Here is a 16,631-nt window from a genome sequence, read left to right on the forward strand (position 1 = left end):
TCGGACCGCGCATCGCACGCAGGTTCTACATCTCGTGCTCGTCGGTACGGGCACCGGGCCCGCGACGCGCGATCGGAAAATGCCCGACATAGTCCTGGAGCCTTTGTGGATCGAAGACGTACCCATCCATAAACCTGTCTCCCGGCTGCTCACCTTCCATCCGCAGGTCGTCCTCGTCAGGGGCCGCAGCATCGCCTAGCGCCGAACGGAAGATGTCGGGCCGGAAAGAGGCCACGGCAGCCGCCATTCTCTTTTCGGAATAGGTGGCCTGACCCCAGCGGATCATCTGGCTGTAGATCCACAGAGCCTGGCTCGGGCGGGGATAGCTGGCATGTTGGGCGTGGAACGAGAAATAGTTCGGGATGACGCGGCGGGTGCCCTGCGCGTCCAGACTGAATTCCCCCGACAGCACATGCCGTATGATCTCGACCGAAGCGCCAACATGGCGCGGGTCCGCCAGCGCTTCCGCCAGGGCATCATGGTTTTCCGGCTGATCGCACCACTGTGCTGCGGCATTGAGCGCTACGAGCAGGCGCATGACGGTATCGGCGTTGCTTTCGGCCCAGTCCGGCCGCATGCCGAGCACCTTTTCCGGCGCGGAGGGCCAAATATCCTGCTTGGCAGCCACGATGCGGCCGACGCCCCGCTGGGAGGCAACCATGTTCCACGGTGCGCCGACGCAGAAGCCGTCGATCGCGCCCGCCGCAAGCGCATCGGAGGTCATCGGCGGTGGCACGACAACCAGCCTGACGTCCACATCCGGATCAATCCCCCCCGCTGCCAGCCAATAGCGGAACTCGTAGTTGTGGGAAGAAAAAGGGTAGGTCATGCCCAGCGTCGGCGGCTGCTCGCCCGCCGCTTTCATGGTCCGGGCCACCAAGGCAAGGGCACGTGCATGGTCGAGCGCGCTGGCATCATCGCCAATGTCGGCAGTGTCTTGCATGCGGGCAAATAGCCTCGTCGAGAGCGTGATCGCGTTGCCGCCCCGTCCGAGCGAGAATGGCGTGATCGTCGGCGAGGGGTTTGAGCCGAGACCAAGCATGGATGCCACCGGCATGGGCGACAGCATGTGGGCGATGTCGAACTGACGGAAAGCCAGACGGTCGCGTACATTGGCCCAGGAAACATCCCGGACAAGTTCGAGCCTGAGGCCTTCCCGCTCCGCGAAGCCAAAATCGGATGCGGCAATCAGCACAGACGCATCGACCAGCGGTATGAAGCCCGCACGGAGGACACGCGCGCCTTCCGAAGGCACTGTCGCGGGGGCAGGCAGACTAGGTCCAGTGCGGTTGCGTCTGGTCACCATGTTCATTCCAGTTTCCTCAAGGCCTTCTCGCCTGGATCGCATTCAAAGGAGCAGCCGTGCCGCCGTTACGATGCTCTGGGCGATGTCCGCCATCTTCTTCTTTTCGTTCATCGCGGACTGGCGCAGGAGGGCGAATGCCTCCTCCTCCGACAGACCCCGCATCTTCATGAGAATTCCCTTCGCACGCTCAACCACCTTCCGCTCTTCCAGCGCCGAGCGCGCCTCCGCCAACTCACGCTGCAGGCGGCTGAAGGCGTTGAAGCGACTGACGGCCATGTCCAGTATCGACTTCACCCGCTCCTTCTTGAGCCCGTCGACGATATAGGCGGAGACCCCGGCATCGACGGCCGCTTCTATGGACGCCGTATCCGACCGATCGACGAACATCGCAATCGGACGCCCGACGGTTCGGGTAAGTTGGAACAGGTGCTCCATCATGTCCCGGTTCGGATTCTCGATGTCGATGATGATGACGTCGGGCTGCAGCGTTTCGATCGTCCGCGCGACCCCGTTCACCTCATGGATCACGTTGACGCGATCATGCCCGGCCTCGCGCAGTCCCTCCTCGATGATGGAGGCGCGAATGGCATTTTCATCGATCACGAGGATAGTGAGTTCGGCCTGCGACATCTGCTAACGATGCCGCAGCGCAGCAATTCTGGCAAGCATCATTGTCTAAAAAATATGCGCCGAATGGAGTTGATGAAAAATAGTTCACTCGGGTTGGGATTCATACGGTGAGATGCCGGCGAGCTTCTTCCGTATCCAGGGACTCGGCTTCACCCTCGTGGACGATCTCGCCGCGGTCCATGATGTAGACCTGGTCCGCGAGCTCGCGGCAGAAATCCAGGTATTGTTCGACCAGCAGGATCGCTAGGCCGGTCGAATCCCTCAGGTAGCGGATGGCGCGACCGATATCCTTGATGATCGACGGTTGAATACCTTCCGTCGGCTCGTCGAGGACGAGGATCTTCGGCCGCATGACCATGGCGCGGCCGATCGCCAGCTGTTGCTGCTGCCCGCCGGAGAGGTCCCCGCCACGCCGTGACAGCATGCTGCCGAGAACGGGAAACAGGCTGAAGATCTCGTCGGGAATGAAGCGTTCCTTGCGCGGCAGCGGTGCGAAGCCGCTTTCCAGGTTCTCCTGAACGGTCAGCAGCGGAAAGATTTCCCGCCCCTGCGGCACGTAGCCGACGCCGCGCTTCGCCCGTGCATAAGGTGCCAGCCCGTTTAGCGGCGCCTCGTTGAAGCGGATCGTTCCGGCGCTCACCGGGTGCTGTCCGGTGATGGCGCGCAGAAGCGAGCTCTTGCCGACGCCGTTGCGGCCCAGCACGCAAGTTATCTTTCCCATCTCCGCCTTGAGCGAAACGCCCCGAAGAGCCTGGGCCGCGCCGTAATGCAGGTTGATGTTGTCTACCGTCAGCATGATTAGCGTCCCAGATAATTCTCGATGACCTTCGGATCGCTCGAGACGAAGTCGATCGATCCTTCGGCCAGCACTGAGCCCTCCGCGAGGCACGTCACCTTCACGCCGAGATCCCGGATGAAGCCCATGTCGTGCTCGACGACGACGACCGAACGCGTCTTGGCGATCTCCCGCAAGAGGATCGCCGTCTCGGCGGTCTCGGCGTCGGTCATGCCGGCCACCGGCTCGTCGACAAGCAGAAGCTTCGGCTCCTGCGCCAGAAGCATGCCGATCTCGAGCCACTGCTTCTGGCCATGCGAGAGATTGGCGGCGAGCTCGTCCTTGCGGTACGTGAGGCGGATCGTCTCTAGGATCTCCTCGATGCGGGCGCGATCCTCGGCCGTCAGCGTATAGAACAGCGTGGCGAAGACGCCGCGGGAACGGTTGAGTGCGAGCTCCAGATTATCCCAGACGCTATGGCTTTCGAACACCGTCGGCTTCTGGAACTTGCGGCCAATGCCGAGCTGGGCGATGTCCGCTTCATCCCGTTTGGTGAGATCGATCGTGTCCTCGAACAGGACCGTGCCGCTGTCCGGCCGGGTCTTGCCGGTGATGATGTCCATCATCGTCGTCTTGCCGGCGCCGTTGGGACCGATAATGGCCCGAAGCTCACCCGGCTCGACCACGAAGGAAAGCGCGTTCAACGCCTTGAAGCCGTCGAAGGAGACTGACACGTTGTCGAGATAAAGCAGGCTCTTCGCACGTGTTTCTGCAACCGTTGTCATGATCCTACTCCGCCGCTTGCGGCAGGAGATCGGCATCCCTGCCCTTTTCTCGTTCCGCCGCCGCCCTCAGTTGCTTGCGGGCGTTCCAGCCATGCTGGATCGTTCCGACGATACCCTTGGGAAGGAACAGGGTGACCGCGATGAACAGGCCGCCCAGCGCATAGAGCCAGAACTCGGGAAAGGCGCCGGTGAAGAAGCTCTTGCCGGCGTTGACGAGAACTGCGCCAATGATTGGTCCAACAAGCGTCCCGCGCCCGCCGACGGCCGTCCAGACAACCACCTCGATAGAATTGGCCGGCGCGAACTCGCCCGGATTGATGATGCCGACCTGCGGCACGAAAAGCGCACCCGCAATGCCCGCCATCATGGCCGAGACGACAAAGGTGAAGAGCTTGATGTTCTCAACCCGGAATCCGAGGAAGCGCACACGGCTTTCCGCATCGCGCACCCCGACCAGAACCTTACCGAACTTCGAGCGCACGATAGCCGATGCAATCAGCAGGCAGAGCGCCAGCATGATGGCCGACATCGCAAACAGCACGTTGCGTGTGCCGGCGGCCTGGACGGAGAAGCCAAGGATCTCCTTGTAGTCCGTCAGTCCGTTATTGCCGCCGAAGCCCATGTCGTTGCGGAAGAAGGCAAGCATCAGCGCATAGGTCATCGCCTGCGTGATGATCGAAAGATAGACGCCGTTGACGCGGCTGCGGAAGGCAAACCAGCCGAACAGGAAAGCAAGCAGCCCCGGCACCACCAGCACCATCAGCATGGCGAAGGGGAACATGTCGAAGCCGTACCAGAACCACGGCAGTTCCTGCCAGTTGAGGAAGACCATGAAATCCGGCAGGACCGGATTGCCGTAGACGCCGCGCGAACCGATCTGGCGCATGAGATACATACCCATGGCATAGCCGCCGAGCGCGAAAAAGGCGCCGTGGCCGAGCGAGAGGATGCCGCAATAGCCCCAGACGAGATCGAGCGCGAGCGCCAGCAGTGCGTAGCAGAGATACTTGCCGAACAGCGACACCGCGTAGGTCGGAACGTGGAAGGCACTTTCGGGCGGCACCAGGAGGTTCAATGCCGGCACAAGCAGAGCAGTCGCAAGCAGGATGCCGATGGCGACGACGATCTTGCCGTCCAGCGCGCGAAGAACGAAACCGGTGATCATGCTTCCACCGCCCTTCCCTTGAGCGCGAAGAGGCCGCGCGGTCGCTTCTGAATGAAGAGGATGATCAGTACCAGCACGAGGATCTTGCCGAGCACGGCGCCGGCCCATGGCTCGAGGAACTTGTTGAGGACTCCGAGCGACAGCGCGCCGACCAAGGTGCCCCAGAGGTTTCCGACGCCGCCGAACACGACGACCATGAAGCTGTCGATGATGTAACTATGGCCGAGGTTCGGTGAGACGTTGTCGATCTGCGAAAGCGCCACGCCGGCGATACCGGCAATCCCGGAGCCGAGCGCAAAGGTAAAGGCGTCAACCCAAGGCGTGCGGATGCCCATGGAAGAAGCCATGCGCCGGTTCTGCGTCACCGCCCGCATCTGCAGTCCAAAGGACGATTTCTTCATCAGCACCAGCAGCGCAACGAAGATCGAAAGCGAGAAGATGATGATCCACATGCGGTTCCAGGTGACCGTCATGCCGCCAAGCGGAAACGAGCCGGACATCCAGGAAGGGTTGCCGACCTCCTGGTTCGTCGGCCCGAAGATCGACCGGATCGCCTGCTGCAGGATGAGCGAAATCCCCCAGGTGGCGAGCAGGGTTTCCAATGGGCGGCCGTAAAGGAAGCGGATCACGCCACGCTCGATCGCCAGTCCGACCGCCGCCGTCACCAGGAAGGCGACAGGCAGCGCGATGGCAAGCGACCAGTCGAAGAGCTGCGGCGCGCTGGAACGGATGATGTCTTGGACGACGAACGTGGAATAGGCGCCGAGCATCACCATCTCGCCATGCGCCATGTTGATGATGCCCATCACCCCAAAGGTGATGGCAAGCCCGATTGCCGCGAGCAGCAGCACCGAGCCTAGCGACAGGCCATACCAGACATTCTGCGCCATGTCCCAAAGCGCGATGTCGCTCTCGATCGCGCCGATCGCCCTGTCGATGTCCGGCTGAAGGCTGGCGTCCAGGGAGCCATAGGCGCCGCGCAGCACGCCGATCGCGTCGCGTCCGCCGTAGTTGCGGATCGTCTCAATAGCCTCGCGCTTAGCGTCTATGGAGCGGCCGGAGGTGAGCAGCGATACGGCGCGTGCCTCCTCCATTCTGGCCCTCACTTCGCCGTCGGTTTCCTTGGCAAGAGCGGTTTCGATAAGCTCGAGATTGTCTTCACTCGGTGCGGCAAGCATGGTGTTGGCCGCTTGCAGCCGGGCTTTGGCGTTCGGACTCATCAGCGTCAGGCCGCCGATTGCGGCCCGGATGGCGCGACGCAGGTTGTTGTTGACCTTGACCTTGCTGACGGCGGATTTCGCCACCTCGCCAGCGCTTTCGCCGGTCAGTGGATCGAGCAGTTCCAGCTTCGATCCGGCAGGCTTGGTCGTGAACACGGCGTCATCGGACTTGCGGGCGTAGAGATCACCCTCGGCGAAGGCTTCCAGTGCCGGTACGACGCGCGCATCACCCGTTGCGGCGATCTGCGCAATCAGCTCTTCCGCCTGCTGGAAATTGGCATCTGCCAATTGATCGATGAGAGGCTTGGGATCGCTCTGCGCCAGGGACGGCGTGGCGAAGGAAAGGATCAGAAAAATCAGACTGACGAAACGGATTGCCATGCTCTTGTTCCCCGGTTGCCTGCGCGCGACGGGCGCGATCCGCCCTTCATCCGCCTGCCGGCGCCTTCCCCCTCACTCGGGAGAAGAAGCATCTGCGCCATTCCCGCATGGGCGAGAAGGCGGTTGAGGCGCTGACCCTCTCCCCAGGGCGGGAAGAGGGCCGGGGCTGGAGGGTGGTCTGATCAGCTGCCCTTGCCGCCGCACTTGCCGGTGGCGACGTTGAAATTGCCGCACTCCATCGGCTTGCGCCAATCTGCAATCAGGTCCTTCGAGTCCGGCAGGTAGTCCGACCATTCATCGCCCACGACGGCCGGTGTTTCCTGGACGACCTCGAACTGGCCGCCAGCCTGGATTTCGCCGATCAGAACCGGCTTGGTGATGTGGTGGTTCGGCATGACCGTAGAATAACCTCCCGACAGGTTCGGCACCGCCACGCCGATGATCGAGTCGAGAACAGCGTCGGTATCGGTTGTGCCGGCCGCTTCGACGGCCTTCACCCAGGCATTGAAGCCGATATAGGCGGCTTCCATCGGGTCGTTGGTCACGCGTTTGTCGTTCTTGGTGAAGGCATGCCAGGTCTCGATGAACTCGGCATTGGCCTCGCTCTCAACGGACTGGAAGTAGTTCCACGCAGCCAGATGGCCGACCAACGGACCCGTGTCGAGACCCGCCAGCTCTTCCTCGCCGACGGAGAAGGCGACAACCGGGATGTCTTCCGCCTTGATGCCCTGGTTGGCGAGTTCCTTATAGAAGGGCACGTTGGCGTCGCCGTTGATGGTCGAGACCACGGCGGTTTTTTTCCCGGCAGATCCGAAGTTCTTGATGTCCGTCACGATCGTCTGCCAGTCGGAGTGACCGAATGGCGTATAGTTGATCATGATGTCGTCCTCGGCCACGCCCTTCGACATCAGGTAGGCCTTGAGGATCTTGTTGGTCGTCTGCGGATAGACGTAGTCGGTGCCGGCGAGCACCCAGCGCTCGACGCCTTCAGTTTCGGCAAGGTAATCGACGGCGGGGATGGCCTGCTGGTTTGGAGCAGCACCCGTGTAGAAGATATTGCGCGAGGATTCCTCACCTTCGTACTGGACCGGATAGAACAGGATCGAGTTGAGCTCTTCGAAGACCGGCAACACAGACTTGCGTGACGAGGATGTCCAGCAGCCGAACACAGCCGCCACCTTGTCCTGGCTGATCAGTTGGCGAGCCTTCTCGGCAAACAGCGGCCAGTCGGAGGCCGGATCGACGACAACGGCTTCGAGCTTCTTGCCGAGAACGCCGCCCTTCTTGTTCTGCTCTTCGACGAGCATCAGCATGGCGTCCTTGAGCGTGGTCTCGGAAATGGCCATCGTGCCCGAAAGGGAGTGCAGCACGCCGATCTTGATCGTATCTTCCTGCGCCAACGCGCCATGGAATGCCGTGGTGGAGAGCGCAGCGGCTAGCAGCGCTCCGCCAAGCTTTGCGGAAATCTTCATGATCGAACCCCTCTTCTTGTTCGTTCGCAACCGGAAGCAGGACGCTTTCGCCGTTGCTGGAGGGACTATCCGATGCTGCACCGCAAACCCGTATACGTAGAATGACGTACAGACGGGGGAGAAGTGGGAAGCACGTCGGCAACCCGATAATGTTGACAGCATCGAAGTGCCGTCGCGATATTTCGGCGTAAGGAGGGACCACCATGGATGTCACGACGATAGGCTTCACGAAGACCCACGCCAAGAACTTCTTCGGACGGTTGAAAACAGCTGGCGTGAAGAGGGTGATCGACGTTCGGCTGCACAACACCTCACAACTGGCGGGCTTCGCCAAGGCCGACGACCTTCGGTTCTTCCTGAGAGAACTTCGCGGCGCGGATTATGTACATGAGCCGCTTCTGGCGCCGACGGAGGAGATCATGACCGCGTTCAAGAAGCAGAAGGGCGACTGGAACGTCTTCAGGGAAAGCTTCCTGGGGCTGATGGCGGATCGGAAGATCGAGAGCCAGTTCAAGGCGGAAGCCTTCGACGGTAGCTGCCTGCTCTGCTCGGAGGACAAGCCGCACCAGTGCCACCGGAGCCTGGTCGTCGATTACCTCAACGGCAAATGGGGCGGCAGGCTCGCCGTCAGACACTTGTGATCCTGCTTCCCGAGGGCTTGCCAAACCCTTCACCGCGCATAAGAGTGCCTAATCTGCAATCACATTAGCTTAGGCGCTAGATATTAGGCATGGCCGCACGCCAACGCATCATTCCGGTTCGCCGGGAGTACAACCGCTGGGTGGCGGACCAGACGCTCGAAGATTACGCGCTCCGCTTTACGGCGAAGAGCGCCCGCCGCTTCTCGTCCACCCGTATCTCCCATACCGCAATCGGCGCCATCTCGTTTCTGGCGCTGGAGGCAATCGGCGGCACGATTACCCTTTCCTACGGCACCACCAATGCCTTCTTCGCCATCATCGCCGCCGCCACCGCCATGCTGGTGGTTGGGCTGCCGATCAGCCGGTATGCGATCCGCCACGGCGTTGACATCGACCTGCTGACCCGCGGCGCGAGCTTCGGATATATCGGTTCGACGGTAACCTCCCTCATCTATGCGAGCTTCACCTTCATGCTGTTCGCGATCGAAGCATCGATCATGACCGGCGCACTGGAACTCGCCTTTGGCATCCCGCCCTGGATCGGTTACATCATCAGCGCCGTGGTGGTGATCCCTCTGGTCATCTACGGCGTGCGGCTGATCTCGCGATTTCAATTGGTGACCCAACCCTTCTGGATCGTGCTCAACATCCTGCCTTTCGTCTTCATCGCCTTCCTTGACTGGGAGAAGTTCGAGCTGTGGCGGTCCTTTGCCGGCATCGATCACTCCAACGGCGAGGTCGCAGGTGCAGCGCCGTTCAACCTCCTGGAATTCGGGGCCGCGTCCGCCGTTATCCTGGCACTGATGCCGCAGATCGGCGAGCAGGTGGACTTCCTGCGCTTCCTGCCGGCCGAGGGCCAGCGGAAATGGCGGCACCGGCTGGCAGTCTTCCTGGCTGGTCCCGGCTGGGTGGTGGTTGGCGTTCCGAAGCTTCTGGCCGGATCTTTCCTTGCGGTTCTTACCCTTTCAACCGGTGTTCCGGTGGGAGAAGCCGCGGACCCAGCGCATATGTATCTCGCAGCCTTCGGCTACATGATCCCGAACAACACCGCCGCGCTCCTGCTGATGGCGGCATTCGTCGTCGTATCACAGCTGAAGATCAACGTGATGAACGCCTATGCGGGTTCGCTTGCCTGGTCGAACTTCTTCTCGCGCCTGACACACAGTCACCCCGGCCGTGTGGTCTGGCTTATCTTCAACGTGGCGATCGCCCTGCTCCTGATGGAACTCGGAATCTACAGGTTGCTCGAAGCAACGCTTGGCATCTTCTCCATCATCGCCATGTCCTGGCTCTGCACTATCTCCGCCGACCTCTTCATCAACAAGCCGCTTGGCCTCTCCCCGCCCGGCATCGAATTCAAGCGCGCGCATCTCTACGACATCAACCCCGTCGGCCTTGGCGCCATGGGAGGGTCCGCTGCCATCGCGCTTGCGGCGCATCTTGGCTTGTTCGGCTCGGTGATGGCATCGCTCTCTACTTATCTGACGCTCATCGCCTTCCTGTTGTCGCCGGCCATCGCCTATGCGACCAACGGCAAGTTCTACCTCGCCCGCAAGCCCCGTCACAGCTGGAAGCGCCTCGGCTCCATTACGTGCTCCATTTGCGAGCACCCCTTCGAGCCCGAGGACATGGCTTGGTGCCCGGCCTATGCGGCGCCGATCTGCTCGCTCTGCTGCTCGCTCGACAGCCGCTGCCACGACATGTGCAAGCCGAAGGCGCGGCTCCATGCGCAGGTGGGCGCGGTGGCGAAAGCGGTGCTGCCGCAGACGGTCGTCGCGAAGCTAACCACGCGTCTCGGCCGCTACGCCGTGGCCGCGGCACTCTCCATCTCGATGATCGGCGCCATCCTCGCCATGATCGCATATCAGGTGGGGCTCGCGGCACCGGCCAATGCCGAGGTCATCTACAGCACGATCATCATCGTCTTCTTCGTCTTCGCCATCATCGCCGGGGTCGTCTCCTGGTTCTACGTGCTCGCCCATGACAGCCGGGTCGTGGCCGAAGAGGAATCTTCTCGCCAGAACACCCTGCTCCTGCGCGAGATCGCCGCCCACAAGAAAACGGATGCCGCCCTGCAGCAGGCAAAGGAGACGGCGGAGGCGGCCAACAGGGCGAAGAGCCGCTACGTCGTCGGCCTCTCCCACGAATTGCGCACGCCGCTCAACGCCGTCCTGGGCTATGCACAGATCCTCGAGCGCGACGAAACCATCCCCGCGCCTCGGCAGTCGGCGATCAAGGTCATCAAGCGCTCCGCCGACCACCTGTCCGGCCTCATTGATGGTCTGCTCGACATCTCCAAGATCGAGGCAGGCCGGTTACAGGTTTATTCGAACGAGATCAACATCCAGGACTTCCTCGACCAGATCGTGGAGATGTTCTCTCTTCAGGCGCAGGCGAAGGGACTGCAGTTCGAGCACGAGCGCGCCCGCAGCCTGCCGCTCTACGTACGCACCGACGAGAAGCGGCTGCGCCAGATCCTCGTCAACCTGCTCTCCAACGCGATCAAGTTCACGGATGCCGGGACCGTTCGCTTCGACGTCGCCTACAGGAGCCAGGTGGCGAACTTCACCGTCAGCGATACCGGACGCGGTATTCCCGAGAAGGACCAGACTCGCATCTACGAGCCCTTTCAGCGCGGTGAGGCCGACACGGTGAAACCGATGCCGGGACTTGGTCTCGGCCTGACCATCACGCGCCTTCTCACAAACACCCTGGGCGGCGACATTTCCGTCACGAGCACACAGGGCGAGGGCTCGACCTTCAGGGTGCGGCTGATGCTCGCGGCCGTAGACCGCCCCAGCACCGCGCCCGCCCCGGAGCGCCGCATCGTTTCCTACAGCGGTCCGCGACGCACAATCGTCGTGGTCGACGACAACGAGGATCATCGTGACCTGATGCGGGAACTGCTGGTGCCGATGGACTTTGTGGTCCTCACCGCGGCAAGCGGGCCAGACTGCCTGACGCTGATCGAGGGGGTGCGACCCGACCTCTTCCTTGTGGATATTTCAATGCCTGGCATGAGTGGCTGGCATCTGGTGACGAAGCTGCGCGTCAGTGGACAGACGGCACCGATCATCATGCTGTCTGCAAATATCGGCGATGGCTCGGTCGCCACTGCCGAAGGCCACAATGATGCTATCGGCAAGCCAGTCGACATGCGCCAGTTGAGCGACCGGCTGGCCGTTCATCTTGGCTTGACCTGGATCTACGAAAGCGATCAAGCTGCCGCCACCGCCACACCCTCGCCGGCGAAACTGGTGAGCCCTGGGGAAAATCACCTCCATGACCTGTTGCGGCTCGGCGAGATCGGCTACGTGCGGGGGATCGAGACAAAGCTTGCCGATCTGGCGCATACGGAGGAGTACCGGCCATTCGCGGCCGAACTGGGCACCTATGTCCAGGCCTTTGACTTCGACGGCTACATGACCTTCCTGAACCGCTTCATCGGAGAGACCACGACAGATGGCTGACGCCGCCCATCCCCGCGACATCGTTCTCCTGGTGGACGACAGTCCCGAGGCCCTCGGTTTTCTCACTAATGCTCTGGAGCAGTCTGGCTTTTCCGTGCTGATCGCCACGTCCGGCCAGGGGGCGCTCAACATCGTCGATCGCATCACGCCCGACCTGATCCTGCTCGACGCCGTGATGCCGGCCATGGATGGCTTCGCCACCTGCCGGAAGCTGAAGGCCAATCCCTCTGTCTCGCAGGTCCCGGTGATCTTCATGACCGGGCTGACGGAGACGGAGCACATCGTGCATGCGCTCGATTCCGGCGGTGTCGACTACCTGAGCAAGCCTATCGACATCGATGAATTGCGGGCACGCATACGTGTCCATCTCGCAAACGCCCGCTCGGCTCAGAGCGCGCGCGTGGCACTCGACGCGGCCGGCCGCCACCTGCTCGCGATCCACCGCAACGGCAGCATCCATTGGTCGACGCCACAAGCCATGCGCCTGGTCGACGCCGCGACGGGCAGCGACACCGGACTGGAGGCCGTGGCAGTTCACCTCGCTGGCTGGCTCTCCGAACGAGCCGATGGAGGTGGCTCGCGAGACGCTTCCTTCTTGTTGGCGCCTGAGAGCGAAACCAGCCTGAACTTCACCTTTCTTGGATCGATCGGCGCCGACGAATTCCTGTTCCGCCTCAGCGGCTCCGGCGGCCGCTCAGGTTCGAGCATGCTGCGCCAGCATTTCGGCCTGACTACACGGGAGTCGGAGGTGCTGGAATGGATCGCCAAGGGCAAGTCAAACCGTGACATCGGGGAGATCCTTGGCCTTTCCGCGCGGACGGTGAACAAGCACCTAGAGCAGATCTACGTAAAGCTCGGCGTCGAGAACCGCGCGTCGGCTGCCGTAAAGGCCGCGCAGGTTCTTTACTCGATGTAGTCTGTCCAGGGCTGCGACACGCTGAACCTCTTATCGCATCGCATCATATCGTTTAGAGATGGAGGCGAGAGACATCAGGGACGAGATACCATGGATACGACCTGGCGAGACAAGGGTATTGTCCGATGGACGATCATTGGCCTTCTGGTGGTCGCGTTTCTCGGCGCGGCGGCATGGTATGTGAACGAGCAGAATAACCGCGGCCTGCCTGAAGGATTTGCTGCCGGAAATGGCAGGTTGGAGGCCGACCAGATCGATCTCGCGACCCGACTTGGTGGTCGCGTCGCCGAAATCCGCGTATCAGAAGGGGATCTCGTGCATGCCGGCGATGTCGTCGCAGTCATGGATACATCGGAACTCCAGGCACTGCTAAGCAGCGCTCGGGCCGACGCTGCGCGGGCGGAAAGTCAAATCAACGAGGTGCGTGCGCTCATCCAGCAGAGAGAGGCGGACCTGGCCCTGGCGCGCATCGAGTTCCAGCGAACCGGGCAACTGGCCGAGCGTGGAGTTCAGTCGCAGGCGCTTGCCGACCGCGCCAAGGCGACGCTGGCCGTCGCAGAAGCAGCGGTCGAGGCAGCGCAGGCGCAATTGTCCACGGCCGAACGCGCAGTCGAAGCCGCGCGGGCACTCGCCACTCGTTATGAGACGCAGATCGCCGATTCAACGCTGACCGCACCGGTGTTTGGGCGGATCCTGTATCGCTTGGCCCAGCCGGGCGAGGTGATCGCGGCTGGCGGCCGCGTCGTGACGATCATCAACCTCACCCAGGTCTATATGGAAATCTTCCTTCCGGCCGCCGACACTATGCGTACGCCGATCGGCGCGGAGGCCCGCATCCGGCTGGACAATATCGACTACGCCATCCCTGCCCGGGTCAGTTTTGTCTCTCCCGAGGCACAGTTTACGCCCCGGACCGTGGAGACATACGAGGAGCGGGCCGATCTCATGTTCCGGATCCGCGTCCGCGTGCCGGAAGAACTGGTGCGCACCTATGTCGACCACGTTCGCACCGGCCTTCGCGGTGTCGCCACCATTCGTCTCTCCGGCAATGACACCGAGCCCTGGCCTGCCGAGTTCGTCGGCAAGCCAATCCCGGAAGATGCCTTGCCCAAGGCGGAGTAGGCCATGCAGGGAAGTCCCGCCCCGCTTGCCCGCCTCCAGGGGCTCACCCACCGCTACGGCCGGACCATCGCGCTTAACGACGTAATTCTCGACCTGCCACGCGGGAAGATGCTCGGCGTGATCGGTCCTGACGCGGTAGGAAAGTCGACACTCCTGGGACTGCTCGCCGGGGTAAGGCGACAGCAAACCGGCTACCTCGAAGTACTGGGCAGGGAGTTCAGACAGCCGGCCAACCGGCGGATGGTTCAGCCCCGCATCGCCTACATGCCGCAGGGCCTAGGCAAGGCGCTCTACAAGGAACTCTCCGTCCGCGAGAATATCGACTTCTTCGCCCGGCTGCATGGCCGCGACAACCGACATGGGGCGCTGCGGATCGCCCGGTTGCTTCGTGCCACGGGTCTAGACCCATTCCAGGACCGCCCGGCAGGAAAGCTCTCGGGAGGCATGAAGCAGAAGCTGGGCCTCTGCTGCTCGCTGATCCACGAACCCGAATTTCTTATTCTCGACGAGCCCACGACCGGTGTCGATCCCCTGTCCCGCCGCCAGTTCTGGGACCTGATCGATGAGCTGCGCCGGGAAAGCGGCGAGATGAGTGTGCTGGTGTCGACCGCCTACATGGAAGAGGCCGCCCGCTTCGACTGGCTCGCGGCAATGGATGACGGCCGCATCCTTGCGACCGGCAGCCCCTCTGAACTGCTGGAACGAAGCGGGACCGATAACCTTGAAGCCGCCTACGTCTCCTTCCTGCCGCCGGAAAAGCGCGGCGCAGCGTCCAACGGTGGACCAACTCCCAAGCGGGAGCTCGACGGTGGCGCTCCGGTCATCGTCGCACAGGGTCTCACGAAACGCTTTGGCGACTTCACCGCGGTCCGCGACGTCAGCTTCGAGATCCGTCGCGGCGAGATCTTCGGCTTCCTGGGCTCCAATGGCTGCGGCAAGACCACCACGATGAAGATGCTGACGGGACTTTTGCCGCCTACCGAAGGCGATGCCGAGGTCTTCGGTCGGCCGATCCGCCACGGTGGGACGGTGGGCCGCGAGGATGTTGGCTTCATGTCGCAGAGCTTCACCCTCTACGGCGAACTGACGGTGGTTGAGAACCTGCGCCTGCATGCCCGCCTCTACCATCTGGAACCCGACTATGCGCGCGCTCGGATGCGGGAGTTGCTGCTGGATTTCGGCCTGTCGGAACACGCCGACGAGCGGACCGGCAAACTGCCTCTCGGGCTGAAGCAGCGTGTGTCGCTGGCCTGCGCGGTGCTGCACGAACCGCCGATGCTGATCCTCGACGAGCCGACATCGGGCGTGGACCCGGTCGCGCGAGACGAGTTCTGGAAGCTGCTCACCCGCCTGGCCCAGAACGACGGCGTGACGATATTCATTTCCACGCATTTCATGAACGAGGCCATGCGCTGCGACCGCATTTCGCTGATGCATGCGGGGCGGGTCCTGGTCTGCGACACGCCGGAAACGCTTGCGCACGAGGCGGCATCAGATTCTCTGGAGGAGACGTTCATCCGCTACATATCGGAAGCGGACCGCAGCCTTGCTGAACCACCTGCGCCCGCCCCCGAGACAGCGTTGGACCCCGTCGGGCGAAAGCGAGGCCATTGGCTGACGCGGTGGCTGCCTTACCGGATGCTTGCCATCAACCGGCGTGAACTGCAGGAGGTCATCCGCGATCCCGTGCGCCTCGCCTTCGCCTTCTGCGGCAGCATGATCCTGATGCTTCTCTTTGCCTATGGCATCTCTATCGACACCGAGGGACTGACCTTCGCCGCATTCGATCAGGATCGGACACCCGAAAGCCGGGCTTATCTCGCAAGCTTCGAAGGGTCGAACATCTTCATCGAGCGCCCCGAGGTGCATAGCGCCGATGATTTACACGCCCGAATGCGCAGCGGCGACATTGCGCTTGCCATCGAAATCCCTCGAGGCTTCGGCCGGGCGGGCACGGCAGGCGAACCGACGGAAGTCGGGGCTTGGATGGATGGTGCCAACACCATCACCGCCTCGATTGTCGAGGGTTATGTCGAGGGGGCCCACGCCGCCTTCCTGAGCGACCGGGCGATCCGTGAGGGAATGGCCGACCTTCTGGTGTCGCAACTCTCGATCGAGCCGCGATATCGCTACAATCCCAGCCTTCGCAGCCTGACATCGATGGCTCCGGCCGTGCCGGCCATCCTCCTCATGCTGTTTCCCGCGATCCTGATGGCGGTGAGTCTTGCCCGCGAACGGGAGCTCGGCACCATCACCAATTTCTATGTCACGCCCACGACACGGGTCGAATATCTCCTCGGAAAGCAGCTTGCCTATGTGATCATCGGCTTTGCCAACTGGTTGATCCTGACAGCGATGGCCGTGTTCCTGTTCGACGTACCCCTCAAGGGCAGCCAGGGCGCACTCGCCCTCGGCGCCGTGACTTACGTCTTTGCCTCGACCGGGTTCGGACTGGTGGTCGCAAGCTTCGCCAGGACCCAGGTGGCCGCGGTCTTCGCCACCACGATCCTGGCGATGATGCCGACGGTCATGTTCTCCGGCTTGACGCAACCGGTTTCGACGCTTGAGGGTCCGGCGCGCATGATCGGCCAGCTTTGGCCAACTAACTACTTCATGCAGATGAGCCTCGGCGCATTCAACAAATCGATGGATTTCGTCCAGCTTGCACCGAATATCGTGATACTGCTGGCCTTTGCTCCGGCCTTTCTGATCTTTGCCACACTGTTGTTGCGCAAACAGGAGGCCTGA

At 62.2% G+C, this 16,631-nt stretch carries 12 protein-coding genes; 5 read left to right on the forward strand and 7 right to left on the reverse strand.

Annotated elements, in window-relative coordinates:
• Positions 1-25: 25 nt before the first annotated feature.
• The 7 genes from FN060_RS17930 to urtA form a co-directional block, all read right to left on the reverse strand.
• Entirely contained in the window at positions 26-1,312 is a 1,287-nt protein-coding gene (locus FN060_RS17930; RefSeq protein ID WP_142589270.1) for a CmpA/NrtA family ABC transporter substrate-binding protein, read from the reverse strand.
• 36 nt (positions 1,313-1,348) lie between these two features.
• Positions 1,349-1,936 carry an ANTAR domain-containing response regulator gene (locus tag FN060_RS17935; protein WP_052640003.1) on the reverse strand — a complete coding sequence of 196 codons (588 nt, stop codon included), beginning with the start codon at positions 1,934-1,936 and terminating at the stop codon, positions 1,349-1,351.
• 100 nt (positions 1,937-2,036) lie between these two features.
• The gene (urtE, locus tag FN060_RS17940; RefSeq protein ID WP_142589271.1) at positions 2,037-2,732 is read right to left on the reverse strand and encodes an urea ABC transporter ATP-binding subunit UrtE; all 696 of its coding nucleotides are present in this window, start codon (positions 2,730-2,732) and stop codon (positions 2,037-2,039) included.
• A gap of 2 nt (positions 2,733-2,734) precedes the next feature.
• Complete coding sequence (gene urtD, locus FN060_RS17945; RefSeq protein ID WP_142589272.1) at positions 2,735-3,496, reverse strand: urea ABC transporter ATP-binding protein UrtD; 762 nt, start codon at positions 3,494-3,496, stop codon at positions 2,735-2,737.
• 4 nt (positions 3,497-3,500) lie between these two features.
• Entirely contained in the window at positions 3,501-4,661 is a 1,161-nt protein-coding gene (urtC, locus tag FN060_RS17950) for an urea ABC transporter permease subunit UrtC (RefSeq protein ID WP_142589274.1), read from the reverse strand.
• Positions 4,658-6,262, reverse strand: coding sequence for an urea ABC transporter permease subunit UrtB (urtB, locus tag FN060_RS17955; protein WP_142589276.1), 1,605 nt, complete (start codon positions 6,260-6,262; stop codon positions 4,658-4,660). The genes urtC and urtB overlap by 4 nt, the downstream gene beginning before the upstream one ends.
• Positions 6,263-6,444: 182 nt before the next feature.
• The gene (urtA, locus tag FN060_RS17960; protein WP_142589278.1) at positions 6,445-7,734 is read right to left on the reverse strand and encodes an urea ABC transporter substrate-binding protein; all 1,290 of its coding nucleotides are present in this window, start codon (positions 7,732-7,734) and stop codon (positions 6,445-6,447) included.
• 203 nt (positions 7,735-7,937) lie between these two features.
• Here urtA and FN060_RS17965 point away from each other — a divergent pair, with 203 nt between their 5' ends.
• The 5 genes from FN060_RS17965 (at position 7,938) to rbbA (ending at position 16,631) form a co-directional block, all read left to right on the forward strand.
• Positions 7,938-8,375 carry a DUF488 domain-containing protein gene (locus tag FN060_RS17965; protein ID WP_142589280.1) on the forward strand — a complete coding sequence of 146 codons (438 nt, stop codon included), beginning with the start codon at positions 7,938-7,940 and terminating at the stop codon, positions 8,373-8,375.
• A gap of 89 nt (positions 8,376-8,464) precedes the next feature.
• Positions 8,465-11,845, forward strand: a complete 3,381-nt coding sequence (locus FN060_RS17970) for a hybrid sensor histidine kinase/response regulator (RefSeq protein WP_142589282.1) — start codon at positions 8,465-8,467, stop codon at positions 11,843-11,845.
• Positions 11,838-12,761 carry a response regulator transcription factor gene (locus tag FN060_RS17975; RefSeq protein WP_142589284.1) on the forward strand — a complete coding sequence of 308 codons (924 nt, stop codon included), beginning with the start codon at positions 11,838-11,840 and terminating at the stop codon, positions 12,759-12,761. The genes FN060_RS17970 and FN060_RS17975 overlap by 8 nt, the downstream gene beginning before the upstream one ends.
• A gap of 90 nt (positions 12,762-12,851) precedes the next feature.
• The gene (locus tag FN060_RS17980) at positions 12,852-13,883 is read left to right on the forward strand and encodes an HlyD family secretion protein (RefSeq protein WP_142589287.1); all 1,032 of its coding nucleotides are present in this window, start codon (positions 12,852-12,854) and stop codon (positions 13,881-13,883) included.
• Between the two features lie 3 nt (positions 13,884-13,886).
• Entirely contained in the window at positions 13,887-16,631 is a 2,745-nt protein-coding gene (gene rbbA / locus FN060_RS17985; protein ID WP_142589288.1) for a ribosome-associated ATPase/putative transporter RbbA, read from the forward strand.

The organism is Pseudorhizobium halotolerans, from assembly GCF_902153235.2.
Classification (GTDB): domain Bacteria; phylum Pseudomonadota; class Alphaproteobacteria; order Rhizobiales; family Rhizobiaceae; genus Neorhizobium; species Neorhizobium flavum.

What these genes read in the sequence shown, in the direction of transcription:
- urtC (WP_142589274.1), bottom strand. Translation starts at nt 4,661, where the DNA reads ATGATCACCGGTTTCGTTCTTCGCGCGCTGGACGGCAAGATCGTCGTC.
- urtB (WP_142589276.1), bottom strand. Translation starts at nt 6,262, where the DNA reads ATGGCAATCCGTTTCGTCAGTCTGATTTTTCTGATCCTTTCCTTCGCC.
- urtE (WP_142589271.1), bottom strand. Translation starts at nt 2,732, where the DNA reads ATGCTGACGGTAGACAACATCAACCTGCATTACGGCGCGGCCCAGGCT.
- urtA (WP_142589278.1), bottom strand. Translation starts at nt 7,734, where the DNA reads ATGAAGATTTCCGCAAAGCTTGGCGGAGCGCTGCTAGCCGCTGCGCTC.
- FN060_RS17935 (WP_052640003.1), bottom strand. Translation starts at nt 1,936, where the DNA reads ATGTCGCAGGCCGAACTCACTATCCTCGTGATCGATGAAAATGCCATT.
- urtD (WP_142589272.1), bottom strand. Translation starts at nt 3,496, where the DNA reads ATGACAACGGTTGCAGAAACACGTGCGAAGAGCCTGCTTTATCTCGAC.
- FN060_RS17980 (WP_142589287.1), top strand. Translation starts at nt 12,852, where the DNA reads ATGGATACGACCTGGCGAGACAAGGGTATTGTCCGATGGACGATCATT.
- rbbA (WP_142589288.1), top strand. Translation starts at nt 13,887, where the DNA reads ATGCAGGGAAGTCCCGCCCCGCTTGCCCGCCTCCAGGGGCTCACCCAC.
- FN060_RS17930 (WP_142589270.1), bottom strand. Translation starts at nt 1,312, where the DNA reads ATGAACATGGTGACCAGACGCAACCGCACTGGACCTAGTCTGCCTGCC.
- FN060_RS17975 (WP_142589284.1), top strand. Translation starts at nt 11,838, where the DNA reads ATGGCTGACGCCGCCCATCCCCGCGACATCGTTCTCCTGGTGGACGAC.
- FN060_RS17965 (WP_142589280.1), top strand. Translation starts at nt 7,938, where the DNA reads ATGGATGTCACGACGATAGGCTTCACGAAGACCCACGCCAAGAACTTC.
- FN060_RS17970 (WP_142589282.1), top strand. Translation starts at nt 8,465, where the DNA reads ATGGCCGCACGCCAACGCATCATTCCGGTTCGCCGGGAGTACAACCGC.